This window comes from Candidatus Proelusimicrobium volucris (assembly GCF_959605025.1).
GTDB lineage: Bacteria > Elusimicrobiota > Elusimicrobia > Elusimicrobiales > Elusimicrobiaceae > Proelusimicrobium > Proelusimicrobium volucris.
Map to the genome: position 1 here is coordinate 58988 of NZ_CAUHCY010000002.1, position 25878 is coordinate 84865.

The following is a 25878-nucleotide window of genomic DNA, read 5'->3' on the forward strand; positions in this document are numbered from 1 at the left end:
ATTGATTGTACAACCGTTAAATTACTGAGCCGAGAATTGATCCTTCCCGACACCGCATACCGGGCAAACCCAAGTTTCCGGTACGTCGGCCCATTTTGTTCCGGCAGCTATTCCGTTTGCGGGATCGCCGACTTCCTCGTCATACACATATCCGCACACATTGCACACGTATTTCATTTTACTCCTCCTTGATATTCTTTAAAAGTAGTGGCGCCTTTTGGCGTTTTGCCTTTAAGCACCGTTTGATAATAATCGTAAGTCAAAGGTTTGCAGGCATCGCACAGGACTTCCGCTTCTTGTATCGGGCCGATAAACATAGTATGCGTACCCAAATCTATGCTCTGCTTTACCTCAACCGACAAAACCGCCAAAGTATTTTCCGTAACGACGGGCAAACCTTCCCCGTTTACTTTATATTGCACTTTGGAGAATTTATCGAAATCACGCCCGCTTCTAAAACCGAAAATGCCTATAAACGGCATTTGTGCAGTTTCCATAAGCGGCTGAACGCAAAACTTCTTAGACGACATTATATAGTCGTGCGTAAGAGAATTTTTGTTTAAAGCTATCGCCAGCTGCGCGGGCTGCGCCGTTACTTGAAATACGGAATTGGCTATTAAACCGTTAAATTTACCGTCTTTTTCACTGCTGACGATAAATAGTCCGTAAGATAAATCCGACAAAGCTTTAACGTCTATCATTATTTATTTTTCTCCAATACTTTTTTGCCGACGGCCAAACCAAGCTCAAAACATTCCTTCAGCTTGTCTTCCGTCGGGACGAATCTGCTCTTTACGCACGGCGCCGCTATTTCGATATTGAGTTTTTCTTTCATAATCGTTTCTAGCTCGTTTAGAGCTCCGTCGCTCCAGCCATACGAACCGAATGCCGCGCCGACAAGGTTCTGCTTCTTCAAACCTTTGAAATAGGTTATCAAATCGCCCAAAGAAGGATACAGCTCCTGATTTAATACCGGCGAACCCAGCACCAAACCGGCGCTGTCCAACAGTTCCGTGGCGGCGTCGCTTCTGTGAACGGCGTGCAAAGACATTTGCTTTACTTCCACGCCTGCGGCTATCAAGCCGTCGGTAACGGAAGCGGCCATCTTCTCCGTGCTGCCCCACATTGTATCGTAGATAACCAATACTTTGTTTTTGTTCTTCTGCGCCGCAAATTCCGCGTAAAGATTTATAATCTTTGAAGGATCTTTACGCCATATCGGACCATGGTCCGGGCAGATTATGCTCGGTTTTATACCCAATTTTGTTACCTGTCCCAAAAAGGCGGTAACTATCTTGGAATAGGGCAATATGATATTGGCATAATATTTTTTGGCTTCGTAAATCCAGTCCTTTTCGCAGACTTCGTCGTCAAAGCGTTTGCAGCTGGCGTAATGCATGCCGAAAATATCATTGCAGAAAAGAACATTCTCTTTCTTTAAAAGGCATATCATACTGTCGGGCCAGTGCAGCATTCTGGATTCTATAAAAGTCAAACTATCGCCGCCAAGGTCTATACTGCCGCCGTTGGCTATCGCTTCCACAGGCAAATCATCACCCAAATGCGCCTTTAAGTTCGCCGTACCCATTACTGAGGCATAAACGTGTTCAGGCGCCATATCGGCTATCGCCATTTTTAAAGAACCGCTGTGGTCCAACTCCGCGTGATTGGATATGATGATGTCCACCTTTTTGGGATCTATCACGCTTTTTATTCTTGAAAGCATCTCTTGATAAAACTCTTTCTTGACGGTGTCTATAAGCGTTATTTTATCGTCCAATATCAAAAAAGCGTTATAGGTCGTGCCTTTATTCGTCGAATAACCGTGGAAATCCCTCACGTTCCAATCTATCGCGCCTACCCAATATATCTTTTCCGTAACTTTTATTGCCTGCATATTACTATCCCTTAGTGTTTTATTTTTTCTCCGCAGACCACAATCCGTGCAGATTGCAGTATTCTCTGGCTTTTATAACGCGGCCGTTAAAGCTGAATTTTGCTTCAGGCTTGTCGCCCGGTTTTAAATATTTGCGCCCGATTTTACCATCGTCGGTAAGCACTTCTATAAATTCTATATAATGCTCCGCCAGCATTGGATGCGCAACCGATCCTACTTTAACCAAAATACCGTCATCGGTATATTCTATTACGGGAACGTGTTTTTCCAAAGCGCCGTCGCTGCTGCCTTCTTTCATTTTAATCATAGGCTTGCCGCAGCATACCAGTTCTCCGCCGCCGACATGAACCACTTCCACCATATTGCCGCATATCGGGCATTTATATACATCATTCAATTCCATATTATCCCCCTATATAAGTTCTTTAATATTGTCCAAAATTGATTTATAATCAGGTTCGTTTGATACTTCCTCTACAAACTGAATATATCTTATTATACCTTGCGCATCTATTATAAACACCGCTCTTGTAAGCAGACATAATCCTTCCATAAAAACGCCGTAGTCTTTGGAAAAAGAGGTGTTCTTATAATCAGAAAGTGTTTGAACATTTTTAATTCCCTGCGCGGCGCACCATCTGCTTTGCGCGAAAGGTAAATCCCGGCTGACGGTAAGAACTTTAACCTTATCGCCGAGTTTCCCGGCCTCTTGGTTAAAGCGCGCCGTTTCAATAGAGCAAGTGGGCGTATCAAGAGAAGGAACCGTAGACAAAATAACGATGCGCCCCTTAAAATCTTTAAGGGACACATCGCTTAAATCATTGGCGCTGAGCGTAAAATCCGGCGCAGCCGCACCGATTTTAAGCTCCGAGCCCAACAAAGAGAATTTATTCCCGTTAAGGGTTATTTCTCTCGCCATATTCTTACCAATTCTCGCAGAGAAGCTCAAAATAAGCCTGGGCATGAGCGCAAGCCGGGCATTTTTCAGGAGCTTCTTTGCCTTCGTGCAAATAACCGCAGTTCATACATCTCCATACAACGGGAGAGGATTTCTTAAATACTGTTCCTTCAAGAATATTCTTCCTGAGGCCTTTATATCTGTTGGAATGTTGCTTTTCCGCTATGGCTATATTTTCCATAACGAGGGCAATTTCTTCAAAACCTTCTTCCCTGGCGACTTTTGCAAAATCCGGATACATATGCTGCCATTCATGGTCTTCTCCGGCGGCGGCTTCTTTAAGATTGTCCTCCGTGCTGCCGATCACGCCAGCGGGGAAAGAAGCCGTTATTTCAACTTCTCCTCCCTCCAAAAATTTGAAGAGCCTTTCCGCATGCTCTTTTTCTTGAGCGGCGGTTTCCTCAAAAATCTTGCTTATTTGTACATATCCGTCTTTCTTGGCTTTGCTAGCAAAGAAAGTATATCTGTTTCTAGCCTGAGATTCCCCGGCGAAAGCCGTAAGAATATTTTTTTCTGTTTTTGTTCCTTTTAAATTCATAGTTTGTAATTTCCTCCGTACAAAGAGTATATAAAATTAACCGTTATTAAGTATACAGCTGTAAAACCTTTTTACAAGTATTTTTTTATTAGTTTTATACTTTCTTTTCAAATTCCCCTTTTATTGACTAATTTTACACAAAACTGCTAAAATTTAAGCGTATTGCGTTTTTAATATTTTATAGGGTGTTTGGTATTTACGGTGGAAAATCTTAATATAAACGAAATTTGGGCCGATCTTTTAAAAAAACTGGAAAACAGTCTTGGTAAAGATATCTGCGAAATGTGGATAAAACCAATGAAAATAATCTCTTTTAAAGGGGGTATTTTAAAAATTGAACTGCCAAGCGAAGTTTGGCTTAAAACCATTAAAGACAGGTATGAAAATAATCTGTTAGAGGCTTTGACCGAAATTTTAAACTCCACCTTTTCCATAGAATACTCAATAACCTTAAAGGAAGATTATTCCCAGCAGCAATATCAATCACTGCAGGAACCTGCTTCTTATCAAAACAGAAATCCTTTTATAAATAAACTTAACTCTTATTTTACTTTTGAGGGTTTTATAGAAGGTCCGTCAAACAGATTTGCATATAAGGCTTCAGAAGCCGTCGTAAAGAAGATGGGGGAAAGATCAAATAATCCTTTTGTTATCTTCAGTGCGCCCGGTTTAGGGAAAACGCATCTTCTTCACGCAATAGGAAACCAAATTTTAAAGGAAAATCCTTTCGCCAAAGTATTATATATGTCCGGGGAAGGTTTTGTATCGGAATATATAGAGTCTTTACAAAAATCCACACAGGATTCTTTTAGAAAAAAATACCGTTCTTTGGACTGTTTGTTGATAGATGATATACAATTCGTAGTGGGAAAAGAACGCTGCGAAGAAGAATTCTTTTATACCTTCAACAGTCTTTTTGACAATAGAAAACAAATAGTTTTAACTTCGGACAGAACACCAAACCAACTTGGTCTGAGCGAGAGATTATCTTCTAGGCTCCTTTCTGGCATAGTGGCGGAGATAAAACGCCCCGACCTTGAAACCAGAATAGCTATTTTAAGGCAGAAAAGGGATTCAAACCAGTTTGATATTACCGATGACGTTTTAGCCTTTATAGCGGAAGGAGTGCAAGGCAGTATAAGGGAATTGGAAGGTTGTCTTTTCCGTTTATCTACTTACTGTAATATTCATGGTGTAAATGCGACAATTTCCATCGCCAAGGAAGTACTGGCCGATATTTTAACGCTTGAAAGGGAAAAATATTCCATAAGCGTAAATCAGATAAAAAAGGTTGTATGCAAATATTTCAAAGTAAGTATAGAGGACTTAAACTCCAAGAAAAAGAATAATTCCATAGCGTGGCCTAGGCAGGTTTCCATGTATTTGGCTACGGAGCTTACTTCTCTTTCCCTGCCGGAAATAGGAAGAGAATTTAACAGGGATCACTCAACGGTAATACATGCCAAGGAAAAGGTAAAGGAAGAAATCGACAATAATCTTCTTTTTGCCCCTATTATCAATGATTTGATAACTAAGGTAAAAGCTGTTGATAACAATTAACATAACCGTTTTTTGATAATTGATGTTTATAATGTTGACAAAAAGTGATAACCATCAACAAATCAAACAGAGTATTTGTATAGTGCTATAAACATTATCAACACAATTAACAGGATATAATAATAAGGATAATAATATGAAGATAAATATTACTAAAGAAAATTTTTTGGAAGGCATACAAATTATTCAATCGGGATTGTCAGGCAGAACGACTTTGCCGATTCTTTATAATTTTCTTATGGAAGCGCAGGACGGTAATGTTAAATTAACCAGAACGGATATGGAAATGGCGACCATACACAATATAAAAGCCGAAGTATTGGAAAACGGTTCTATAACCGTACCGTTAAAGGAATTTGCCGATATACTTAAGAACTTGCCTTCCAATCAAGAGATAAATTTGGAAACGGACGAAAACAATAAACTTCATATTAAAAGCGGCAAGTCTAAATTTTGGGTAATAGGCACGCCCAAGAGCGAATATCCCATAGTACCGGAAATAGAAAGGAACGAAAATTTCAGCATAAAAGCAAAAGAAATAAAAGAAATGATAGAAAATACGATATTTTCTTCTTCCACTCAGGAAACTAGATATGTCCTAAACGGTCTTTTATGGGTAAATACGGCCGAGAAATTCGAACTTGTCGCCACCGACGGCAGGAGATTGGCTTTGGCTACGGCTCCCGCCTTACAAAACTCCAAGGAATTTAAAATAATAGTGCCCAGTAAAATTTTAAACGAGCTGTTGAAACTTTTGACGATAAACAAACCCTCAGACGAAGATTTTATAGACGTAACCGTAAGCGCCAATCAAATAAGTTTCAATATGAAAGACACGACTTTTATATCCAGGCTTATAGAAGGCAACTTCCCTAATTATGAGCAGGTTATTCCTACTAAGAAAAATATTATTCTTAAAGTTAACGCGAAGGAATTATTGTCTTCCACCAAGCGCGCCGCTTTATGCGCGGGCGATTTGGGCGGTACGGTAAAATACGCTTTGAGCAATAATTTACTTGGTATATCTGCCAGTTCTTCCAAGATGGATTTTTCCGACGAGCTTAAAGTGGAGTGTGAATGCGAAGATTTCAACACTTCTTTTAATCCTCAGTATTTGATAGACGTTCTTAAGATAATAGGCAGCGATAATGTTATATTTTCTTTTGTGAACGGATCCAATCCCGTACTGGTAGAGCCGGAAGGCAAGGAACAATATAAATACGTGATAATGCCCGTAAAGGCCTAAACCGATGGAAATAAAAAAGAAGGAAATTTGGCATGAGTCAAAAGAGGTTTTAAACTCTTTTTCCAAGCTAAACGGAACTCTTAACCGTTTGATAATATTGGAAAATATATGGGAAAAATCTTTAGGCACAAACGCCAAATATTGGGCTATTGACGCGGTACAGGGCGGTACGATATACGTAAAAGTTAAAGTAATGGCTGCCCGGCACGAACTTAAACTTAAAGAGAAGGAAATAATAAGGGAATTAAATAAAAATTTTGACAGAGCTTGGATAAAACGGATTTTGATAATTTAAAGGAGTAAAACATGACTATATCAGAAGCAGAGTTGGAGAAGGATTACGATTCTTCCAAAATACAGGTTTTGGAAGGCTTAGAGGCGGTAAGGAAACGTCCTGCGATGTATATCGGGTCTACTGGCGCGCCGGGCCTTCATCATCTTATTTATGAGGTTGTAGATAACTCGGTAGACGAAATTTTGGCAGGCAACGCCACACATATAAACGTAACGATAAAAGAAGATAATGTATGCAGCATACAAGACGATGGACGCGGTATCCCCGTAGATCCTATGAAGAACGTCAAAGATCCTAAACTTAAAGGTAAAAGCGCGCTGGAAGTGGTAATGACGGTGCTGCACGCCGGCGGTAAATTTGACAGCGGAGCGTATAAAGTATCGGGTGGTCTTCACGGCGTGGGCGTATCGTGCGTAAACGCTTTGTCTGAATGGTTGGAAGTAGAGGTAAAGAGGGAAGGGAAAATATATTTCCAATCCTACAAACGCGGCAAGCCGCAGGGTAAAGTAGAAGTTGTTGGAGAAACCAAAGAACACGGCACGAAGGTGACTTTTAAGGCGGATAGCGAAATTTTCGGCGATAATATATTCTCCTACGATACCATCGCCAACAGGCTTAGGGAGCTTGCCTTTTTAAACGCCGGTGTAAGAATAACTCTTACTGATGAGAGAGTTGAAAATAAATCTCAGGTATTTTTATACGAAGGCGGCATATCCCAATTTGTAAAATATTTAAATACGAATAAAAAGGTAATTAACCCGGAACCGATATATCTCACCAAGGAAATAGACAATAATTATATTTCCTTTGCGATACAATATAATGACGGCTATTCCGAAAACGTGTATTCTTTCGTCAACAATATTAACACGATAGAAGGCGGAACTCATTTAAGCGGATTCAGATCATCTTTAACCAGAATAGTAAACGAATATATTAAGAGCAACAATCTCTTAAAAAATAAAGATTTGAATATTACCGGCGACGATCTTAGGGAAGGTCTTACGGCGGTGTTATCGGTTAAAATACCGCACCCGCAGTTTGAAGGCCAAACGAAAACGAAATTGGGCAATTCGGAAATAGAAGGTATAGTCCGCTCGATAGTTGGCGACACATTATCTACTTTCTTTGAGGAAAACCCGAAAACGGCCAGAGCTATATGCGAAAAATGTATAGGCGCGGCAGTCGCTCGCGAAGCGGCGAGAAAGGCTAAAGACTTAACCCGCAGGAAAGGCGCATTGGAGTCGGGCGGTCTTCCTGGAAAATTAGCCGACTGCCAGGAAAAGAACCCCGCAAATTGCGAGTTATTCATCGTAGAAGGCGATTCGGCCGGCGGCTCGGCCAAGCAAGGCAGGGACAGAGTATTCCAAGCGATATTGCCTTTAAGAGGTAAAATTTTAAACGTAGAGAAAGCCCAGCTCGTCAAAATACTTTCCAACGAGGAAATCCGCACTTTAATATCTGCGGTAGGTACGGGCGTAGGAGAGGGTGAAGGCGGTTTTGATATTTCCAAATTAAGATACCACAAAATCGTGTTGATGGCCGATGCTGACGTAGACGGCCAGCATATCACCACTTTGCTTTTGACTTTCTTTTACAGGCAGTTAAAGCCTTTGATAGAAAACGGACACATTTATATAGCGCAGCCGCCTTTATATAAAGTAAAGAAAGGCAAGACTGAGGAATATATCCAAACGGAAGAGCAAATGCAGGCCTGGTTGTTTAAGGAGGCTTTAAACTCCATTACGGCCAAGAAGAAAGACGGCAGCGTACTCAGCGTAGAAGAGTTGGAGAAATTCCTCAAGCTGTTAAAAGAAACGGAAGACATGGTAATGAAACTTGAGATAAAAGCCTTAAGTTTGCACGATTTCCAGGAATTTAAGAAATCCGGCAGAATACCGATGTTCCGCACGCCTCTTGAATCTGGCGGATACAAATATTTTTACAGCGACACCGAATTTAGGGAATACGAACAGCAATATAAAGAAGAGAAACGCGAAAACCTTATAGCGGACGGCACTCCCGAAGAGGAAATAACTGAAGATATGCTTGAGCTGGATTATCAAGGCTTGACCGAGCTTACCAAACTTTTGGCGATAGAGAACAAATTGGAAGCGAACGGATACAGCCTAGAGCAATATCCCGCGATAACCGACGAAAAGAAGAGAATAAATCCCATCTTTACGGTAAACGACGGCAAAAAGGATATTTTAGTTTACAGCTTGCAGGAGTTTTTGAAAACGGTGAAGGACGCGGGCGCTCAGGGCGCGAGCATACAGCGCTACAAAGGTCTTGGCGAAATGAACCCCGAACAGCTTTGGGAAACGACGATGGATCCTTCCAAGCGCAAGTTGCTGCGCGTAGCGATAGAGGACAGCGCCGATACGGAAAAGATATTTACCATGCTTATGGGCGATAAAGTAGAGCCCAGGAGAGCGTTTATAGAAAGTCATGCTCTTGAAGTCAGCAACTTGGATATTTAAGGAGTATTTAAATGGCAGAGAATTTAAACAATAATTCGCAGGAACAGGAAGTAAAAAGCGTAGATTTATTTGGCAATATAAAGCAGCGCGACGTCGGCGAGGAGATGAAGAAATCCTTCATAGATTACGCCATGAGCGTAATCGTCAGCCGCGCTCTGCCCGACGTAAGGGACGGCTTAAAGCCCGTACACAGACGTATTTTATACGCGATGCAGGAGATGGGCTTAAAATACAATAAACCGTTTAAGAAATCTGCCCGTGTGGTAGGTGATGTATTGGGTAAATACCACCCGCACGGCGATATGGCGGTGTATGATGCTTTGGTGCGTATGGCTCAGGATTTTTCGATGAGGAAAATGCTGGTAAACGGGCAAGGCAACTTCGGTTCGGTTGACGGCGACAGCGCCGCGGCCATGAGGTATACCGAAGTCCGCCTTCAGGCGATAGCCGACGAGCTTTTGGAAGATATAGATAAAGACACTGTAAAATTTGTCCCGAACTACGACGGCTCCTTGCAGGAGCCTTCGGTATTGCCGGGGAAAATGCCGCAGCTTTTGGTAAACGGTTCCAACGGCATCGCGGTAGGTATGGCGACGAATATCCCCACCCACAATTTGGGCGAAATATGTGACGGTATAATCGCTTTGATAAAGAACCCGGCGATAACCACCAAGGAAATGATGCAAATAGTAAAGGGGCCGGATTTCCCTACGGGCGGCATATTGCGCGGCACCAAGGGCGTATTTGATTATTTTGAAACAGGCAAAGGCTCTTTGAAGATACAGGCCAAAGCGGAAATTGAGGAAATGAAAGGCGGGCGCGAAGCTATAATCGTGACCGAAATACCTTATCAAGTCAACAAGACTAACCTTATCGAAACGATAGCGGGCTTGGTCAAAGACAAGAAGATAATGGAAATATCCGATATCCGCGACGAATCCGACCGCAGGGGCATGCGCCTGGTGATAGAATTAAAGAGGGACGGCAACGGGCAGGTTGTATTGAACCAGCTGTATAAACACACGCAGCTGCAAAGCTCTTTCAGCGTGAATATGCTGGCGATAGTCGACGGCAAACCGCGCGTATTGGGTATGAAGGAAGCTATGCGCCAATACATCAAGCACCGCCAGGAAGTTATCACCAACCGTACCCGCTTTGACTTAAACAAAGCTTTAAAGCGCGAACATATTTTGGAAGGTTTGCTGGTCGCCATAGCGAATATGGACGAAGTGGTAAGCATAATCCGCAAATCCAAAGATGCGGCGGAAGCGAAACTTAACTTGATGACCCGCTTTAAACTGAGCGAAGCTCAAACGCAGGCTATTTTGGATATGAGGCTGCACCAGTTGACGCAGCTGTCTTCCATAGCGATAGAGCAGGAGCAGAAAGACCTTGTAGCCCTGATAAAGGAATTGCAGGATATTTTGGGTTCTACGCAGAGGATATTGGATATTATCGTTACGGAACTTAGCGAGATGAAGAAGAACTACGGCGACGCCCGCAGGACGGAAATATCCAACGAGGTTTCGGACTTCTCCATAGAGGATCTTATCGAGGAGGAGGAAGTTGTAATCACTTTATCCAATGACGGCTACGCCAAGAGAATCCCCTTAGACACCTATAAATCTCAGAACCGCGGCGGCAAAGGGATAATAGGCGGCAAGACGAAAGAGGAAGATTTTATAGAACATCTTTTCGTTACGTCGAGCCACTCCACGATACTTATGTTTACCAACAGGGGCAGAGTATTCGCCTTAAAGGCTTTTGAGATACCGGAAGGCAACAGGCAGTCCAAAGGCAAGGCGATAGTGAACCTATTGCAGATAAGCGGGGAAGAGAAAGTAACCTCCGCCATAGCGTTTAAGGATTTCGATCCCAAGAACTGCGGCGAAACTTACCTTACGATGTGTACGAGAATGGGCACCATCAAGAGGGTGGAACTCAGCGAGTTCGCCAATATCAGGCGCACGGGCATAATAGCGATCGGTCTTGAAGAAGGCGACGTCTTGGTATCGGTGCAGGAAACGCACGGCAAGAGCGACATTATAATCGCCACCAAGAACGGCAAATCGATCAGGTTTGACGAGAACCAAGTCAGAGCCATGGGCAGAACGGCCAAAGGCGTAAGAGGCATAAAACTTGCGCAGGGCGACAGCGTAATCGGTATGGAACAGGCCGAGCGCGATGGCGAGCAGCCGGACGTTCTGTCCGTATGCGAAAACGGCTACGGCAAACGCACGGAGTTCAGCGAATACAGAACGCAGAACCGCGGCGGCAGCGGCGTTATCACGATAAAGACTACCCAGCGCAACGGCTGCGTGGCGGGCATCAAGCTGGTGGACGAAAGCAAGGATCTTATGGTCATAACGGAAAAGGGCATGGCGATAAGGATCCGCTGCGAGGAAATCCGATCCGTCGGCAGAAATGCGCAGGGCGTAAGATTGGTCAGGCTCGAGGATAACGACAAAATCTCGCGCGTGGCGCCGGTGGTGAAAGAGGAAGAAGAAAAGCCGGAAGAAGACGCCAAATAAAATTTAACCTAGCTGGTTAAAGTAAAAGCCCCGCTTACAATACGGCGGGGCTTTTTTGCGCGCCGCTATTGCTTTTGACGGTGAAATAAAATATATTAAGCTAACAAGCGAGTGCTTTAATTTGCCATATTTGATAAAATCTAACTAATAGACGTGAAATTTAACACTTTTCGGGATAATTTATGAGCAAAAGACGCCTAGCCAGAGAATACGCTTTACAAAGTTTATACTATACCGATACGGGTAAATTTTCCAAAGACGACGCTACAATGTTCGTCAACGGTTTTTACGAAAATTTGGAGGAAGATACTTTCTCCTTCTGTAAGGATTTGGTGCAAGGCACTATAAATAATTTGCCGCAGATAGACAAAATTTTATCCGCCCGCGCCAAGAACTGGTCGGTAGAGAGAATGTCGGCGGTGGACAGATCTATACTTAGAATGGCGACTTACGAAATAGCTTTCAGCGCGGACAAGGCGCCTATCCCGGCCATTATCGACGAAGCGATAGAACTAGCCAAGAAGTACTCTACGGAAAACTCCGGCAAATTCATCAACGGTTTGCTGGACCAAATCAAAACGGAACGCAATGGACATTAAAGCGGAGATAGAGCGTTTAAAAGCTCTTATATCATACCATAACGAGCGTTACTACAATTTAGACGCGCCGGAAATCGGCGATTACGAATACGATCAATTATATGCGCGCCTCAAGGAACTTGAGGCGGCCAATCCCCAATATATAACCGCTGACAGCCCTACCCGCAAAATAGGGGGGGCGGCTTCTTCCTCTTTTGCGCCGTACAAGCATTTGGCGCCGATGTTTTCCTTGGACAATACCTATAACGCCGAGGAAATTCGGCAGTGGTATGAAAGGACGAGCTCTTCCCTTAAAAGTACGGAATTTGAAATGGTTGTCGAAACAAAGATAGACGGGGTATCCTGTTCTTTGACTTACGAGAACGGCCTCTTGACCAAAGCCGCCACGCGCGGCGACGGCAAAATCGGGGAAGACATTACGGCCAATATAAAAACGATAAAAGACATTCCTCACAAATTACTCTGCCCGGTTAAAGGGATATTGGAAATCAGGGGCGAAGTATTTATAAAGAAAGCCGATTTAATAAAAATGAACGAACGCCAGCAGGAGGATGCCCTTGTTCCTTTTGCCAATGCACGCAATGCGGCGGCGGGCTCGATAAGGCAAAAGAATCCGTCGGTAACGGCGGGCAGGCCTTTGAGTTTTTACGCGCACAGCTATGGCTGGGGCGATATGGGCGTTGATAGTTTTACGGGATTCATAGACAAATGCAAAGCCTGCGGCATACCGGTATCGCCTGTGAGGAAGGTTTTTACCGATATAGAGGAAGTTATAAAATTTTATGAGGACTTCGGGCGAATCCTGCACAATCTGGAATACGATGCCGACGGCTTGGTGATAAAAGTCAATTCCTTCGCTTTGCAAAAAGAACTTGGCGAAACGGCAAAAAGCCCGCGCTGGGCGGAGGCTTTTAAATACCCCGCGGAACAATGCCAAACGAAGGTAAAGAACGTTAATTTTTCGGTAGGGCGCACGGGCGTGGTTACGCCGGTGGCGGAATTGGAGCCGGTAAAATGCGGCGGCGTTATAATATCTTCGGCGACGCTCCACAATTTTGACGAAATCGCCCGCCTTGGCATCAAGATAGGCGATACGGTCGCCGTGGAAAGGGCGGGCGAAGTTATCCCCAAAGTAGTAAAAGTGGTAAGCGGCGCGCAAGGCGCTCTGAGGATAGCGGAACCGAAGGCTTGCCCGATATGCGGGGGGATATTGGTTCGGGAAGAGGGGGAAGTGGCGATAAGGTGTATAAACCCCAATTGCCCCGCCCAGATAAAAGCGCGGGTGCAGCATTTTGCGGGGCGCGACGCTATGGATATAGACGGACTTGGCGAAGCCGCCGTGGAACAGCTGGTGGATAACGGCTCCATAAAAAAACTTTCCGATATTTACAATTTGACTTTATTTGACATAATGGCGCTCAATGCTTACGGCGATAAAAAGGCGGATAATTTGCTTAACGCGATAGAAAGCTCCAAAAAGAGGCCGCTTGGCAAATTTATATACGCTTTAGGCATCAGGCATATAGGCGCGAAGACGGCCCAGCTTTTGGCCGAGGAGTTCGGCAGTATTGAGAATTTGGCCCAAGCCTCTTTGCCCGAATTGGAAAGGATAGCGGAAATCGGCCCGGTAATAGCCAAAAGCATATACGATTTCTTTGCGGAAGACGAGATAAAAAAAGAACTGGAAAGGTTTAAGCTAAGCGGTGTTGAGCCGATAAATACGCCGCGCCGCAAAGAGGGCGGTATTTTAAGCGGCAAGACCTTTGTGTTCACCGGGGAATTAAAAACAATGCCCCGCGCCCAAGCCGAGGCTTTAGCCAAGGAGAACGGAGCGAAGACCTCAAGTTCGGTATCTTCCAAGACATTTGCGGTGGTCGCGGGCGAGGCGGCCGGCGGAAAACTAAAAAAAGCGCAGGAACTAGGCATAAAAATAATGACGGAAGAGGAGTTCCTGGCGCTTATAAAATATCAAAGCGAAGATTTGTTCGGATAAACAGGGGGAAGGGCCTTGTTTGGAAAAGCCTCTTTTTTTGGTATAATATATGCAGTAGTAAAGATTCTACGGCAAGAGTAAAGGAAATTATGGTAGCCAAAAAAAATCTGTGCGTGCTTATTCTCGCAGGCGGGAAAGGCACGAGAATGAAGTCTTCAACACCAAAACCATTGCATGAAATCTGCGGCGGGCCTATACTTTCGCACATACTTAAAACGGCCCAAAAATTAAAGCCTTCGGCCATAGGCGTGCTTACTGGCCATCAGGCCGACCTTTTAAAGCAAACGGTAAAAGACAATTTAGCCAAATGGGGCATAAAAACCCCGGTGGAGTTTTTATTGCAGAAAAATCTTACCGGCAGCGGAACGGCGGTAAAGGATTCTTTGCCGTTCATCAAAAAATACGATAATGTTCTGATTTTGGCGGGTGACGCTCCTTTGGTGCGCGCGGAAACTTTAAAACAGTTGATTAAGCGCCACAACGACAAAAAAGCGTCGTGTACGGTATTTACCGTAAATATAGAAAACCCTTACGGTTACGGGCGAATAGTTAAGGAAGAGGACGGCTCTTTCAAGAAGATAGTCGAACAGAGCGAAGCGGACGGGAAAACGGCATTGATAAAGGAAGTCAATTCCGGAATGTATATTTTCGATACGCCTCTTTTGATAAAGATGTTGGCTTTTTTGAAACCGCAGGGCGCGAAAAAAGAATACTATCTTACCGACACTTTAGGCTTGCTTAAGGAAAACGGCAAGAAGGTGGAAGTATATAAGGCGGAGGATTTTACTGAAGCTATGGGAATAAACTCCAAGAAGCAGCTTGCGCAAGCGGCCGCTATAATGAGGGCTAAAACCAACGATGATTTTATGGCCGCGGGCGTAACGATAATCCACCCCGAGGTTACCTATATAGACGCTACGGTCAAAATAGGGGCCGACAGCGTAATATACCCCAACAGCCACATACAAGGCGCGACGGTAATCGGCAAGAATTGCGTAATCGGGCCGGACTGCTGGATAGAAAACAGCAAGATAGAAGACGGCGCGGTAATAAAGAGCGGCAGTTATATAACCGATTCGACAGTCGGCAAAAAGTGCCAAGTGGGGCCTTATGCTCATTTAAGGCCGAGCGCTGTTTTAAAAGAGGGCGCGAAAGTCGGCAATTATGTAGAGATAAAAAAAGCGGTTATAGGCAAAGGGTCAAAGGTTTCGCATTTGACGTATATAGGCGATACGGAAATGGGCTCCGGCGTCAATGTGGGCGCGGGTACGATAACCTGCAATTATGACGGGGTAAACAAGTATAAGACGGTAATAGGCGATGATGTTTTTGTAGGATCCAACACGAATTTTGTTGCACCGGTAAAGATAGGGCGCGGCGCCAAAATAGGCGCAGGCTCTACCGTAACGGAAGATATACCTGCGGGCGAATTGGCGATAGCCAGGGCGCGGCAGGTAAATTTAAACAGGAAAAAAGGGAATAAATAAAAATGATACGTTGCCAATGTACCAGAGATTTAAAAGTCTTTACCTGTAACGCGAACAGGGCCTTGGCGGAAAAGATAGCCAAGCATTTAGGCAAAGAGTTGGGCGCTTTGCGCGTGGATCGTTTCGCCGACGGCGAAGTGGACGTGCAAATATTGGAAAGCGTGCGCGGCGCAGATTGTTATATAATCCAGCCGACATGTTCGCCCGCCAACGAAAATCTTATGGAACTGCTGGTGGCCATAGACGCCATGCGCCGCGCTAGCGCGGGCCGCATAACGGCGGTAATACCGTATTTCGGATATGCCCGGGCCGACAGAAAGAGCAACCCCCGCGTACCGATAACCGCCAAATTGGTGTCTAACTTAATAGCTATGGCCGGTGCAGACAGGGTAATGGCTATGGATTTGCACGCCGGGCAAATACAAGGTTTTTTTGATATACCGGTGGACCACTTAAGAGCCAGAGGCGTATTCTTGGAGTATTTCCTTAAGAACAAGCCGAAAGATTTGGTAATAGTATCGCCCGACGTAGGCGGAGTGGAACGCGCCAGAAAATTCGCCGCGAAGATGGAGGCGGGCTTGGTCATCATAGACAAACGCCGCCCCAAGAAAAACGAGGCTGTGGTGTACAATGTTATCGGCGACGTTAAGGACAAGACGGTAATCATCGTAGATGATATAGTTGATACGGCGGGTACTTTGTCGGCGGTTGCCAATAAGGTAAAAGAGAACGGCGCGAAAAAGATTTACGCGGTTTGCACGCACGGCGTCCTTTCAAGGGACGGGGTGGACAAGGTAGACCATTCCGCGATAGAAAAATTGTTTATTACCGACACTTTGCCTGAAAAACGCAAAGCGAGCGATAAAATACAAGTGTTAAGCATAGCGCATATATTTGCCGACGCGATAAAGAGAAATCATGACGGCACATCAATAAGCGAGATGTTCAAATAAAAATTTCAAATAAAAAACAGAAGTTGGAGGAAGCAGCACAATGGAAAAGATAAAAGTAGAAGCCCAAGCCAGGCAAAAAGCCGGCGTTAGGGGTGAACTTTCTAAATTAAGAGCGATGAAACAAATTCCCGCCGTTATTTACGGTGCGGGCAAAGAGCCTGCCAGCATAACGGTATCGGAAAAAGATTTGATTGCGATACAGAAAGCAGGCGGAAACGTAATAGTAGAAATCAATTTGCCTACGGGTAAAGAGCAAGCCATTATTAAGGAAGTACAGTATCACGTAGTAAAAGATACGCCGATACATATAGATTTCCAGAGAGTCTCCATGGACCACGCCATTGAAACGGTAGTGCCCGTGCTACTTACCGGCGAATGCGCTTTTGCCAAGGCTAACGGTGCCATCGTCGACCACGTATTGCGCGAGGTAACGATAAAATGCTTGCCTGCCGATATCCCGCACCACATTGAAGTTGACGTTACTAATGTAACGCTTGAAAATCATATAACGGTAGCGGATATCAAAACGCCTAAGGGCGTAACGATACTGGGCGAAGGCGACAGAACGGTAGTACACGTGCTTATGCCTAAGGATGAATCTGCGTCCGCTGCTGCGGCTACCGGCGCCGATGCTGCAGCTCAGCCTGAACTTTCCGCCACCAAAGGCAAGAAAGAGGAAGAAGGCGAAGCCGCAAAGAAATAATCTTGCATTTGAAGGGGCGCATTTTTATGCGCCCCTTTCTTTTTGGGACAAGGCCTGCTTTAAGCAGGTATTTTTATTAAGGTTTTATGGGCGAAATTTATTTAATAGCGGGGTTGGGTAATCCCGGCCGTCAATATGAGCAGACGCGCCATAACGCGGGTTTTATGGCTTTGGATGTCTTTGCCGAACGGTTTAATCCCTCATGGGAGAAATGGCAGAACGACAAAGGCCTGCTTGCTAAAGCGGAGCTTGGCGCCAATACCATTTATTTGCTTAAACCGATGACTTATATGAATTTATCCGGCCATGCGGTGAGGGGGGTAACTTCTTTTTATAAAATAAAGCCCAAGAATATTCTGATAATTTTTGACGATATGAGCCTTCCTTTAGGTGCCGTACGCCTCAGAGCCAAGGGCAGTGCCGGCGGGCAAAACGGAATGCGCCATATTATAGAACAGTTGGGTACCCAGGATATTGCGCGCCTTAGAATCGGCATAGGCCCGAGGCCGGAATATTTTGAGGGGAAGGATTTTGTCTTATCAAAATTTGGAGAAGAGCAGAAGCCTCTTTTAAAGGAGGCATTACTCAAGGCTGACGCCGCACTTTACGATTTTATCGTAGGCGGAATTGACGCCGCTATGACTAAAGCCAATGCCAAATAAACTTTTAACGGCAAGCTAATTTCGCTAAAGGCCCCGCTTATCTTAAGCGGGGCCTTTTGTTAAAATCCTTTTGCGCCGTGAAGAACGAAATTGGCAATTATTTCGGGAATAAAATAATTTAATTCCTCTTTGCAAAAAGCTAAGCAAAGCAAAAATATTTAAAATAACCCCCCTGTTTAAGCAGGGGGGGGTGTCTTAAAAGAATTATTATTTGTTATAAAATTCTTTTATTTTATTGCATACGATATCTATTTGTTCTTCCGTAATTTCCGGGAACATAGGAATAGAAAGAACTTCCTGCGCCGCGGCTTCTGTGTTGGGGTAATCCTGCGCTTTGCAGTTTAAGTGAGCGTAGCAGGGCTGCTTATAGAGCGGTACTGGATAGTAAACGGCATTGCCGATATTGTTCTCTTTCAAGAAAGCGCTTAGAGCGTCGCGGTCTTTTACGCGAATTGTAAAGACATAATAGCTTTGGCTCCAGCCTTCGGGCGCCTGAGGCGGGAGAGTTATCCCCTTTACGGAGCTTAATTTCTTGCGGTAAAGATCGGCCGCTTTAGTGCGGTTTTCCGTCCATTTGGCGAGATGTTTAAGTTTTACGTCCAATATGGCGGCCTGGATTTCGTCCATTCTTAAGGTGGAGCCTTCCCTATCGTACTCATAGGCTTTACCCAAGGAGCGGCCGCTGTGTCTTATGCTGGTGCAGGCGTCGGCTATTTCCTTATTGTTGGTTACTACCGCGCCGGCATCGCCGCAGGCACCGAGGTTCTTGCTGGGATAAAAGCTAAATGCTCCGGCATCGCCCCAAGTGCCGGTATATTTGCCCGCGCATAAGGCCAAGTGGCTTTGGGCGCAGTCTTCTATAACTTTAAGATTGTGTTTCTTGGCGATGGCCATAATTTCCGGCATATTGGCTGGATAGCCGTATAGGTGTACGGGAACGATGGCTTTTGTCTTAGAGGTGATTTTGCGCTCTATGTCTTTTGGGTCAAGATTATAGGTTAGGGGGTCAATATCGGCAAAGACGAAATCCGCACCCGTAAGAGTTATTGACGTGGTCGTCGCCACAAAGGTAAAGGGAGTGGTGATAACTTCGTCGCCTTTGCCTATGCCCGCGGCCATAAGCGCTATTTGTATTGCGCTTGCACCAGAAGAGCAGGTAATACAATGCTCGGCATTAAGAGCTTTGGCGAAATCCGCTTCAAATTGCTGTGTCTTGGGGCCCAAAAGCCATTTCATCGAGTTTAAGGCTTCCAAGGCGGCTTTGTTAATTTCTTCTTTTAAACTTTCGTGCTGTTTTTGCAAATTAAATAAGGGTACTGGAGTATTGTTTGTCATAATTATTTATCCAATGATTTTATTTCTTTTAACATTATAAGTTCTTTAAAGCTTTCGGTGAAAGCTTTCTTGGACATATTTATTATCATTTTGATAACGAACAGTCCGTCTTCCTTAAACAAATCTTCTTTTATTATTTCCGCTTTATGTTTTTTAAGCGTGTCGTTTATTTTTTGCACTATATCGGGTGAAGGCTCGCACTTTATGGTGAGAGAATCGTATAATCTTACATAATCAAAGCTGTTCATAAGTTTGCGGATAAACAGCTGCAGTATCAAGACGAATATCGTGGCGGAGCCCGCTATAATAAATTCGCCGTATCCCGCGGCCATGCCCACCGCCGCGACCAGCCATATCCCCGCCGCCGTAGTTAGGCCAGATATTTTGTTGCCGTCCCTGAGTATGGAACCCGCACCCAAAAAGCCGACGCCCGCCACTATTTGGGCCGCTATTCTCGCGGGATCGCCCCCGTAGTTAAAAGCCGAGGTTATAGAAAGCAGCGTAAATACCGCCGAACCCGCGCAAATTAAAGTGTTTGTCGCAAAGCCTGCGGGCTTATCGTGATATTGCCTCTCAAGGCCGATTACTCCGCCTAAGATTAAGGCGGCTAAAATTCTTATAATAATTTCTTCCGTTGTTATCATATCAATATTTGGACGCGACTGGCACCAGGTTTAGTATTACGAAATAAACAAGCATTACCGCTATGCCTATGGGCAAAGCGTCTTTCGCCCACTCCTTGCTTTTTATTTTAAATTTGGACGCGCAGATAATATTGGGGATATTGCCCGGTATCAGAAAACCGCCCGATATTATTAAGGCCATAAGCAAAAATTCTATCTGTTTGTTTGTCATGCTTGGTACGATTTCCGCTGCGGCCAATGTGGCATTATCCAAGATCGCCGAGATGGAGTTCGCCCAATAAAGCGCCCATTCCGGCAGTTTTAATATGCTTATTTCCGCCAAGGGCGTCAAACCTTGCCCGAAAAACACCAAAGCCATTACAAACAGAAACACTTTCGCCGCTCTTACTAAAATATCTTTTTTGCTTTCGTGATCTACGCTTTGTTTGGTGAGGTTCTGGGGATCTTTTGTCCTGGCGGCCAACAACGAAAAAAGCAGTACGCCCGGCAATATAAACTCCCACAGCAAATTAAACAGATAGAAAAACCCCGCATTGTGGGGTTCTTCCGCCAGTTTGCTGGTAACTATCGTGGAAAGCGGCTCGCCCAAAGGAGTTAGTACCGCGCCCATACCTATCGCGAAACAGCCCATAACTATTACGTGCACGGTATCCCTTTTAGACAGACGCAAAGTCGCCGCTATTTCGCACAGTATCAAGGCGGCTATTATAGCCGTAATTACGCTTGATAAAAGCGATAAGACGAAAACGAATAAGACAATAGTGGGCTTTAGTCCGATTTTATCTTCAACCACTTCTATAAATTTTGTTATAGCTTTTCTGAACTGTCGGAACAGCAATCCCGTAATGAGGACCGCTAAAGATATTGCTATCGGCTCTTTAAGAGCATGGGATACAAGTTCCCAACTCCACAATCCCGTAATGCTTACGGCCAATATGCCGAGCACGAATAAAAAGGCTTCCAATTCCTTTTCCACCGCATGTATGGTGAAAGGGAGGAACAAAGCCAAGCATATTATAATGCTTAACAAAATGATTACCGTTATCGACATAAGTTTATTATATCAAAAACATTTAGGCGCAAATAAAAAAGCCCGCCAAAAAAGGCGGGCTTTTTTGTGTCGCGTCAAATTATAACTTTACGCCTACTTTCAAAAGAAGCGAAATATCGGAGAGGTAACTCGTATCGGCAAATTTATTATCGTCCATCCACCAGTGGTTGTATCTGGCTTCCAAACCCCAAATAAAGATATCGTTTAAGTCGCTTTCAACGCCCAATCCTACATATAAAGCGGGTTTGGTGGCGGATTGTTCTTCTTCTCCAAAAACATCGGATTCCATTTTCCCTTTATATTTTGCGAAACCAACTCCCACGGGTATATAAAGCCTGGTTTTGGCATCGGGCGCGAAGTTGAACTTACCGGCCAGAAACATGGCATATTTATCGGCGGAAGTTTTTATCGTTTCCGAAAAACCCATAGCGGAAAGAGAGTATTCTGCGGCATCATAATTTGTCGCGTTAAATTCCAATCCCAAACCGATATTTTGGGTAAGGTAATGCATAATTTGAAGACCGTAGGTCGGGCCGACGTCGCCATAGTCAAAATTTTCATCGCCAAAAGAGGCGCCGACATTCGTTGGGGAAAACCCGTATTCCGTGGTGGGAACGGCGAAACCGCCCAAAACTGAAATATGGGTCATACCCTTGTCTATACCTTGGTCTATACCCGCGAAAGCCGGGGTGAAAAGGGCTAATAATACTGTGCTGATGAGCAATTTTTTCATTGATAATCTCCTTAATTTGCAACTTGTCCAAAATATTTTAGCAAAAACGGATCAGTTAAAACACTCCGCTGTAAGAAGGATCCCAAGATTTGTAATCTATTACCGTAGTTTGCTTTTTCTTGCTTTTGCCTATTGCGCCTTGCTGTGCGTTAAGCATAGTTTGAGGCCAAAAACCTTGCGCTTTTAACACTTGTTCGGCCACCTCTCTAAAGGCGCCCCTGCCGCCGGGTGTTTGGGTTATGTAGAGGCAGCAGTCTTTTACTTCTTGGCGGCTGTTAGCCACGGCACAGGGCAGGCCGACTTCTTTTAGGGCGGGTATATCGATAAAATCGTCGCCTATAAAGATTATTTCCTCCGCTTTAAGCCCACTTCGCTTGATGAAATCCTGCAAAGGCGGCAGTTTGGAGAGGAAGTTATAATACAAAAAATCCATACCCAAGGAGGCGGCCCTTCTTTCCGTAGCGGGTGCGTTGCCGCCGGTAATAATACCGGTTATAATGCCGCAGTCCCTGAGCATATGGAAGGCTATGCCGTCATAGGCGCTGAATTTCTTTATTTCTACCGTTTTGCCTTCCGGCGTTACGAAGAAGTTCATCGTGGAATCCGTCAAAACTCCGTCGACATCGGTAAGAACGGCTTTGATTTTTTTGAATTTATCTGAAAGATCTTTTTCTGTCATAGCTATATCTTATTAAATTTAGGCGTAAAGGTAAAAAATTATATAATGATATTATGAGAAATATAATCATATTGATCCTTTGTTTTTTCGTTTCGGCCTGCGCGCCAAAGACTTATATAAGCAAAAGTTATAACTTTAATAACTTGAAGAGGATAGGCGTCTTGGCTTTCGCCTCCCCCGATGATACTTTTAGCGGTGCCGAAAACCTTTTTACCAAAAGCCTTATAAAATACGGATATACCGTAGTTGAAAGAGCTCAAATAGAGGAAGTGTTGCAAGAGCATAATTTATCTACTACGTCCTATCTTTCGCCGGCGGTAACGCGCCAATTGGGCAAGGTGTTGGGAGTAGATGTTCTTTTGACTGGCGAAATCACGTCCTATATGCCCGAGCAGAAGCAGCTTGTGTATAATGTCAGCAGACGGACTTCGAGCGAGCCGGTATTTTCCAAAGAGGTGGTAAAGAATTCTGACGGCAATGTCCAAATAAGAAGCACTTACGCGGGCCAGCAGCACACCAGCAGCAAAGATATTTATCCCGTAGAATACACGATTTACGCACAAGTGGGCGTGGTGGCCAAGATGATAGACGTTGATACTGCCGAAATTATTTGGGTGGGCGACGATACGAAAGAGGGCGTCAGCGGGTTGGATGCGCTCTCTTCAAGCGCGAACGCGCTGATAAAAAGTTTTGACAAGAAAGTTCGCAAAGCAAAGCAGGAATATCAGAAAGACCAGGAAAAGCTATGAGGATAGGCGGGGAAGAAGAATTTGAATTTCACGGCGCAAGCCCCGCTTTTTGGCTTATTCTGTGCGCCGTATTGATACCGTTGGCTTTGTTTTTTGTAAGACAGATGATATATGTGCCCGTTGACACCGGGGTGGTAAAGGATTTTGTATTGGACGAAAGCAAGGAAAAGGCAAGCCCGATAAAGAAATACTTTCCCAAACCATATTCCGTCAACGATTTGGCGAGAGGAGATTATGATAGACATTAAAATTTTAAACGCCGATACTGAAGGGACGAAAAAGAAACTCGCCTCCAGAAACCCAAATTTGACGCAGCTTGCCGATAGAATACTGGAAGAAGAAAAGGAGTATAAGGCAGCGCTTTTGGAAGTGGAAAATTTAAGAGCTAAAAGAAACGATATTTCCAAAAAAATAGGCATAGTGCGCGCCAAAGAAGGCCCCGATGCCGCCAAAGCCGTAATGGAAGAAGCCAATAAACTTAAAGAGAGTATGCAGGGCAAGGAAAGCGAAGTTTCGGCGCTTAAAGAAAAAATACGTCAAACTCTTTTGACGATTCCCAATTTGCCTGCGGACGATGTCCCCGTAGGGCCGGACGAAACGGCCAATGTCGTGGTGAAGGAAAACACTTTGCCTATCCCGCAATTTGATTTTAAGGTAAAGGACCATCACGAAATAGGGGAAAGTTTGGGTATTCTGGATTTTGCCACCGCGGCGAAACTTTCCGGCAGCAGATTTGTTTTGCTAAGGGGCGATGGTGCCCGCTTGGAGAGGAGTTTAATAGCCTTCATGATAGATTTGCACGTCAAAAACGGCTATACGGAATTTATGCCCCCCGCCATAGTAAACGCGGAAGTGCTTTACGGCACCGGCCAGCTGCCCAAATTTAAGGAAGATATGTATCACGTCGACGGGGAAGGAGATCAGTACTTGATTTCCACCGCGGAAATACCTCTTACCAATATGTACAGGGGCGAAACTTTGCAGGACAGCGATTTGCCCAAAGCCTTTACGGCGTATACGCCCTGCTTTAGGAAGGAAGCCGGCTCTTACGGCAAGGATACCAGAGGCCTTATCAGACAGCATCAGTTTAATAAGGTCGAAATGGTGTGGCTTGCTAAGCCGGAAGAATCTATGGATATACTCGAGAAGATGACGCAGGAAGCGGAACTCGTTTTAAAAACCTTAGGCCTTCCTTACAGAAGAGTTTTACTTTCCACGGGCGATATGGGATTCTCTTCCGCCAAGACTTTTGATTTGGAAGTCTGGTTCCCCAGCCAGAACACATTTAGGGAAATTTCGTCTTGCTCCAACTGCACCGATTTCCAGGCCAGACGCATGAATTTAAGGTTCAAACGCGGAGGCGAGAAAGGAACGGAATACGTCCACACCTTAAACGGCAGCGGCGTGGCGGTAGGCAGAACTTTCGCCGCCATATTGGAAAACTATCAGCAGGCTGACGGAAGCGTAATCATACCGGAGGCTTTACGCCCTTACTTCGGCAAAGACAGGATCACCCGCAATGATTAGAAAGTTGTTTTTTGTCGCGGGTTTTGCTTTGTGTTGCAGTTTGGGTTGGGCTAATTCTTTAACTCCGGAAGTATTGTCTTTGGCCGATGCGGGTGTTCGGGCGGTTTACGCTTTGGATTTTGATACCGCGCGCCAAAATATCGATACGCTTCTAAAAAAATATCCCAATTATCCTTTAGCGTTGTTTGGCAGAACGATGATAGAGTGGTCCCGCTTTGAATACGAGTTTGAAAAAAGCAATCCCGCGCAGGCGGAAATATTCAAAGAGAGTATTTCAAGCTCGATAGAAGGTATAAAACAATGGCTTAAAGACAACGGCGACGAAGCCCAGGCTTATATGGCGCTGGGCGGCGTCTACGGAGTAAAAGCCCGTTTTGAACTTGCCAACAAAAGTTATATAAAGGCGTATTTTTCCGGCAGGAAGGGCCTTAAGTATATGAATAAGGCCACCAAGCTAGATCCCGAAATGTACGACGCGTATTTGGGCGAAGCGATTTATCAATATTATGCCGGCACTTTGCCCGCCGTGGTAAAAGTGCTGGCGAAATTGGTTGTCAGCGGGGACGCCCAAAAAGGAATAGACTACCTTAATATGATAAAGGAAAAAGGGCGTTTCAGCGCGGATACGGCCAAATTGCTGTTGGTGGAAATATCAATAGAAAGCGATAAATATTACAATCCTCCTTTGGCCGACAAGTATATCCACGAGATATTGGAAAAGTATCCCAACAATCCTCTTTATAATTTTGTGGCGATAATTGCCTCTTACGAAAATAAGGACTATGACAATGTTTACAAACAGGCGGCAGATTTCCTAAACAATATCGGCGTAAAGCCTTTTTATAAGGAAATATATATTGCGCGTTCTTATACCGCCATGGGTACGGCGTTGATGGCGAAGGGCGAATATGAAGAAGCTGCAAAAGTATTTGAGCAAAGCCGGCAAGCTACGAAAGAACAGGAAATGAGCCGCTGGCAGCTTTATAACGAACTCCGTTTGGCGCAGTGCTATGACGCGCAAGGCCGCAGGGACCTTTCGGAGCCTTTATATAAAGACATAATAGCGCGCAAGCAAAACTGGGATATTGACGAAGTGGCCAAAGCCCATTTAAAAGAACCTTTTAAGCCGGGAACTGAACTTGGCAGAATGTCTCCGCCGTAAAGCGGGGGGCTTGTTTTTGCTTTAAAATATGGCATACTATATAAGGCCGGCTAAAACCCGGCTTTTAGTAGGCCTGTATAAAAGGAGGGGTTA

At 44.6% G+C, this 25878-nt stretch carries 26 protein-coding genes; 15 read left to right on the forward strand and 11 right to left on the reverse strand.

What is annotated here, in order from left to right; genetic code table 11:
- Positions 1–21 precede the first annotated feature (21 nt).
- Genes ACQY3M_RS02340 through rbr form a run of 6 tightly spaced genes read right to left on the reverse strand, consistent with a single transcriptional unit; the run spans position 22 to position 3393 of the window.
- Positions 22–177 carry a rubredoxin gene (locus ACQY3M_RS02340; RefSeq protein WP_428065857.1) on the reverse strand — a complete coding sequence of 52 codons (156 nt, stop codon included), beginning with the start codon at positions 175–177 and terminating at the stop codon, positions 22–24.
- The gene (locus ACQY3M_RS02345) at positions 174–701 is read right to left on the reverse strand and encodes a flavin reductase family protein (RefSeq protein ID WP_428065858.1); all 528 of its coding nucleotides are present in this window, start codon (positions 699–701) and stop codon (positions 174–176) included. The genes ACQY3M_RS02340 and ACQY3M_RS02345 overlap by 4 nt, the downstream gene beginning before the upstream one ends.
- A complete protein-coding gene (locus ACQY3M_RS02350) occupies positions 701–1897 on the reverse strand; it encodes an FprA family A-type flavoprotein (RefSeq protein ID WP_428065859.1) in 1197 nt (398 codons plus the stop codon). Before ACQY3M_RS02350 ends, ACQY3M_RS02345 begins: the two co-directional genes overlap by 1 nt.
- A 19-nt stretch (positions 1898–1916) precedes the next feature.
- The gene (locus tag ACQY3M_RS02355; RefSeq protein ID WP_428065860.1) at positions 1917–2300 is read right to left on the reverse strand and encodes a desulfoferrodoxin; all 384 of its coding nucleotides are present in this window, start codon (positions 2298–2300) and stop codon (positions 1917–1919) included.
- A gap of 9 nt (positions 2301–2309) precedes the next feature.
- On the reverse strand, positions 2310–2816 hold the full coding sequence (tpx, locus tag ACQY3M_RS02360; protein ID WP_428065861.1) for a thiol peroxidase: 507 nt from the start codon (positions 2814–2816) through the stop codon (positions 2310–2312).
- Between the two features lie 4 nt (positions 2817–2820).
- The gene (gene rbr / locus ACQY3M_RS02365) at positions 2821–3393 is read right to left on the reverse strand and encodes a rubrerythrin (protein WP_428065862.1); all 573 of its coding nucleotides are present in this window, start codon (positions 3391–3393) and stop codon (positions 2821–2823) included.
- Positions 3394–3594: 201 nt separating this feature from the next.
- Here rbr and dnaA point away from each other — a divergent pair, with 201 nt between their 5' ends.
- The 11 genes from dnaA (at position 3595) to pth (ending at position 17905) form a co-directional block, all read left to right on the forward strand.
- Entirely contained in the window at positions 3595–4953 is a 1359-nt protein-coding gene (gene dnaA, locus ACQY3M_RS02370; RefSeq protein WP_428065863.1) for a chromosomal replication initiator protein DnaA, read from the forward strand.
- A 136-nt stretch (positions 4954–5089) separates the two neighbouring features.
- On the forward strand, positions 5090–6199 hold the full coding sequence (gene dnaN, locus ACQY3M_RS02375) for a DNA polymerase III subunit beta (RefSeq protein ID WP_428065864.1): 1110 nt from the start codon (positions 5090–5092) through the stop codon (positions 6197–6199).
- Positions 6200–6203: 4 nt separating this feature from the next.
- Positions 6204–6494 carry a DciA family protein gene (locus tag ACQY3M_RS02380; RefSeq protein ID WP_428065865.1) on the forward strand — a complete coding sequence of 97 codons (291 nt, stop codon included), beginning with the start codon at positions 6204–6206 and terminating at the stop codon, positions 6492–6494.
- An 11-nt stretch (positions 6495–6505) separates the two neighbouring features.
- Positions 6506–8977, forward strand: coding sequence for a DNA topoisomerase (ATP-hydrolyzing) subunit B (gene gyrB, locus ACQY3M_RS02385; protein WP_428065866.1), 2472 nt, complete (start codon positions 6506–6508; stop codon positions 8975–8977).
- A gap of 11 nt (positions 8978–8988) precedes the next feature.
- Complete coding sequence (gyrA, locus tag ACQY3M_RS02390) at positions 8989–11508, forward strand: DNA gyrase subunit A (RefSeq protein WP_428065867.1); 2520 nt, start codon at positions 8989–8991, stop codon at positions 11506–11508.
- Between the two features lie 182 nt (positions 11509–11690).
- On the forward strand, positions 11691–12107 hold the full coding sequence (gene nusB / locus ACQY3M_RS02395; protein WP_428065868.1) for a transcription antitermination factor NusB: 417 nt from the start codon (positions 11691–11693) through the stop codon (positions 12105–12107).
- Positions 12097–14100, forward strand: coding sequence for an NAD-dependent DNA ligase LigA (gene ligA / locus ACQY3M_RS02400; protein ID WP_428065869.1), 2004 nt, complete (start codon positions 12097–12099; stop codon positions 14098–14100). The genes nusB and ligA overlap by 11 nt, the downstream gene beginning before the upstream one ends.
- 89 nt (positions 14101–14189) lie before the next feature.
- Positions 14190–15587, forward strand: a complete 1398-nt coding sequence (gene glmU, locus ACQY3M_RS02405) for a bifunctional UDP-N-acetylglucosamine diphosphorylase/glucosamine-1-phosphate N-acetyltransferase GlmU (protein ID WP_428065870.1) — start codon at positions 14190–14192, stop codon at positions 15585–15587.
- Between the two features lie 2 nt (positions 15588–15589).
- Positions 15590–16540, forward strand: a complete 951-nt coding sequence (locus ACQY3M_RS02410; RefSeq protein WP_428065871.1) for a ribose-phosphate diphosphokinase — start codon at positions 15590–15592, stop codon at positions 16538–16540.
- A 40-nt stretch (positions 16541–16580) separates the two neighbouring features.
- Positions 16581–17243, forward strand: coding sequence for a 50S ribosomal protein L25 (locus tag ACQY3M_RS02415; RefSeq protein ID WP_428065872.1), 663 nt, complete (start codon positions 16581–16583; stop codon positions 17241–17243).
- An 86-nt stretch (positions 17244–17329) separates the two neighbouring features.
- Positions 17330–17905, forward strand: coding sequence for an aminoacyl-tRNA hydrolase (pth, locus tag ACQY3M_RS02420; RefSeq protein WP_428065873.1), 576 nt, complete (start codon positions 17330–17332; stop codon positions 17903–17905).
- Positions 17906–18112: 207 nt separating this feature from the next.
- On the opposite strand, the gene ACQY3M_RS02425 is transcribed toward pth, so the two are convergent.
- The 5 genes from ACQY3M_RS02425 to ACQY3M_RS02445 form a co-directional block, all read right to left on the reverse strand.
- Positions 18113–19240: a DegT/DnrJ/EryC1/StrS family aminotransferase gene (locus ACQY3M_RS02425; protein WP_428065874.1), complete on the reverse strand. Its 1128-nt coding sequence runs from the start codon at positions 19238–19240 to the stop codon at positions 18113–18115.
- Between the two features lie 2 nt (positions 19241–19242).
- The gene (locus tag ACQY3M_RS02430; RefSeq protein WP_428065875.1) at positions 19243–19884 is read right to left on the reverse strand and encodes an MgtC/SapB family protein; all 642 of its coding nucleotides are present in this window, start codon (positions 19882–19884) and stop codon (positions 19243–19245) included.
- 1 nt (position 19885) lies between these two features.
- Positions 19886–20935, reverse strand: a complete 1050-nt coding sequence (locus ACQY3M_RS02435; protein WP_428065876.1) for a DUF1646 family protein — start codon at positions 20933–20935, stop codon at positions 19886–19888.
- A 79-nt stretch (positions 20936–21014) separates the two neighbouring features.
- Positions 21015–21668: an outer membrane beta-barrel protein gene (locus tag ACQY3M_RS02440; protein ID WP_428065877.1), complete on the reverse strand. Its 654-nt coding sequence runs from the start codon at positions 21666–21668 to the stop codon at positions 21015–21017.
- A gap of 55 nt (positions 21669–21723) precedes the next feature.
- On the reverse strand, positions 21724–22347 hold the full coding sequence (locus ACQY3M_RS02445) for a KdsC family phosphatase (protein WP_428065878.1): 624 nt from the start codon (positions 22345–22347) through the stop codon (positions 21724–21726).
- Between the two features lie 53 nt (positions 22348–22400).
- On the opposite strand from ACQY3M_RS02445, the gene ACQY3M_RS02450 reads away from it, so the two are divergent.
- Genes ACQY3M_RS02450 through ACQY3M_RS02465 form a run of 4 tightly spaced genes read left to right on the forward strand, consistent with a single transcriptional unit; the run spans position 22401 to position 25785 of the window.
- Complete coding sequence (locus ACQY3M_RS02450) at positions 22401–23096, forward strand: CsgG/HfaB family protein (RefSeq protein WP_428065879.1); 696 nt, start codon at positions 22401–22403, stop codon at positions 23094–23096.
- Positions 23093–23344, forward strand: a complete 252-nt coding sequence (locus ACQY3M_RS02455) for a hypothetical protein (protein WP_428065880.1) — start codon at positions 23093–23095, stop codon at positions 23342–23344. The genes ACQY3M_RS02450 and ACQY3M_RS02455 overlap by 4 nt, the downstream gene beginning before the upstream one ends.
- Positions 23331–24623 carry a serine--tRNA ligase gene (gene serS, locus ACQY3M_RS02460; RefSeq protein WP_428065881.1) on the forward strand — a complete coding sequence of 431 codons (1293 nt, stop codon included), beginning with the start codon at positions 23331–23333 and terminating at the stop codon, positions 24621–24623. Before ACQY3M_RS02455 ends, serS begins: the two co-directional genes overlap by 14 nt.
- The gene (locus tag ACQY3M_RS02465; RefSeq protein ID WP_428065882.1) at positions 24616–25785 is read left to right on the forward strand and encodes a tetratricopeptide repeat protein; all 1170 of its coding nucleotides are present in this window, start codon (positions 24616–24618) and stop codon (positions 25783–25785) included. Before serS ends, ACQY3M_RS02465 begins: the two co-directional genes overlap by 8 nt.
- Positions 25786–25878: the final 93 nt, after the last annotated feature.

Excerpts from the sequence above, each read along its gene's own strand:
- serS (WP_428065881.1), top strand. The coding sequence starts at position 23,331 with ATGATAGACATTAAAATTTTAAACGCCGATACTGAAGGGACGAAAAAG.
- ACQY3M_RS02430 (WP_428065875.1), bottom strand. The coding sequence starts at position 19,884 with ATGATAACAACGGAAGAAATTATTATAAGAATTTTAGCCGCCTTAATC.
- ACQY3M_RS02350 (WP_428065859.1), bottom strand. The coding sequence starts at position 1,897 with ATGCAGGCAATAAAAGTTACGGAAAAGATATATTGGGTAGGCGCGATA.
- ACQY3M_RS02415 (WP_428065872.1), top strand. The coding sequence starts at position 16,581 with ATGGAAAAGATAAAAGTAGAAGCCCAAGCCAGGCAAAAAGCCGGCGTT.
- ACQY3M_RS02410 (WP_428065871.1), top strand. The coding sequence starts at position 15,590 with ATGATACGTTGCCAATGTACCAGAGATTTAAAAGTCTTTACCTGTAAC.
- nusB (WP_428065868.1), top strand. The coding sequence starts at position 11,691 with ATGAGCAAAAGACGCCTAGCCAGAGAATACGCTTTACAAAGTTTATAC.
- gyrB (WP_428065866.1), top strand. The coding sequence starts at position 6,506 with ATGACTATATCAGAAGCAGAGTTGGAGAAGGATTACGATTCTTCCAAA.
- ACQY3M_RS02440 (WP_428065877.1), bottom strand. The coding sequence starts at position 21,668 with ATGAAAAAATTGCTCATCAGCACAGTATTATTAGCCCTTTTCACCCCG.
- ACQY3M_RS02435 (WP_428065876.1), bottom strand. The coding sequence starts at position 20,935 with ATGTCGATAACGGTAATCATTTTGTTAAGCATTATAATATGCTTGGCT.
- ACQY3M_RS02450 (WP_428065879.1), top strand. The coding sequence starts at position 22,401 with ATGAGAAATATAATCATATTGATCCTTTGTTTTTTCGTTTCGGCCTGC.
- ACQY3M_RS02445 (WP_428065878.1), bottom strand. The coding sequence starts at position 22,347 with ATGACAGAAAAAGATCTTTCAGATAAATTCAAAAAAATCAAAGCCGTT.
- ACQY3M_RS02340 (WP_428065857.1), bottom strand. The coding sequence starts at position 177 with ATGAAATACGTGTGCAATGTGTGCGGATATGTGTATGACGAGGAAGTC.
- ACQY3M_RS02465 (WP_428065882.1), top strand. The coding sequence starts at position 24,616 with ATGATTAGAAAGTTGTTTTTTGTCGCGGGTTTTGCTTTGTGTTGCAGT.
- ACQY3M_RS02345 (WP_428065858.1), bottom strand. The coding sequence starts at position 701 with ATGATAGACGTTAAAGCTTTGTCGGATTTATCTTACGGACTATTTATC.
- ACQY3M_RS02455 (WP_428065880.1), top strand. The coding sequence starts at position 23,093 with ATGAGGATAGGCGGGGAAGAAGAATTTGAATTTCACGGCGCAAGCCCC.
- rbr (WP_428065862.1), bottom strand. The coding sequence starts at position 3,393 with ATGAATTTAAAAGGAACAAAAACAGAAAAAAATATTCTTACGGCTTTC.
- ACQY3M_RS02425 (WP_428065874.1), bottom strand. The coding sequence starts at position 19,240 with ATGACAAACAATACTCCAGTACCCTTATTTAATTTGCAAAAACAGCAC.
- ACQY3M_RS02380 (WP_428065865.1), top strand. The coding sequence starts at position 6,204 with ATGGAAATAAAAAAGAAGGAAATTTGGCATGAGTCAAAAGAGGTTTTA.
- glmU (WP_428065870.1), top strand. The coding sequence starts at position 14,190 with ATGGTAGCCAAAAAAAATCTGTGCGTGCTTATTCTCGCAGGCGGGAAA.
- ligA (WP_428065869.1), top strand. The coding sequence starts at position 12,097 with ATGGACATTAAAGCGGAGATAGAGCGTTTAAAAGCTCTTATATCATAC.
- tpx (WP_428065861.1), bottom strand. The coding sequence starts at position 2,816 with ATGGCGAGAGAAATAACCCTTAACGGGAATAAATTCTCTTTGTTGGGC.
- dnaN (WP_428065864.1), top strand. The coding sequence starts at position 5,090 with ATGAAGATAAATATTACTAAAGAAAATTTTTTGGAAGGCATACAAATT.
- gyrA (WP_428065867.1), top strand. The coding sequence starts at position 8,989 with ATGGCAGAGAATTTAAACAATAATTCGCAGGAACAGGAAGTAAAAAGC.
- ACQY3M_RS02355 (WP_428065860.1), bottom strand. The coding sequence starts at position 2,300 with ATGGAATTGAATGATGTATATAAATGCCCGATATGCGGCAATATGGTG.
- pth (WP_428065873.1), top strand. The coding sequence starts at position 17,330 with ATGGGCGAAATTTATTTAATAGCGGGGTTGGGTAATCCCGGCCGTCAA.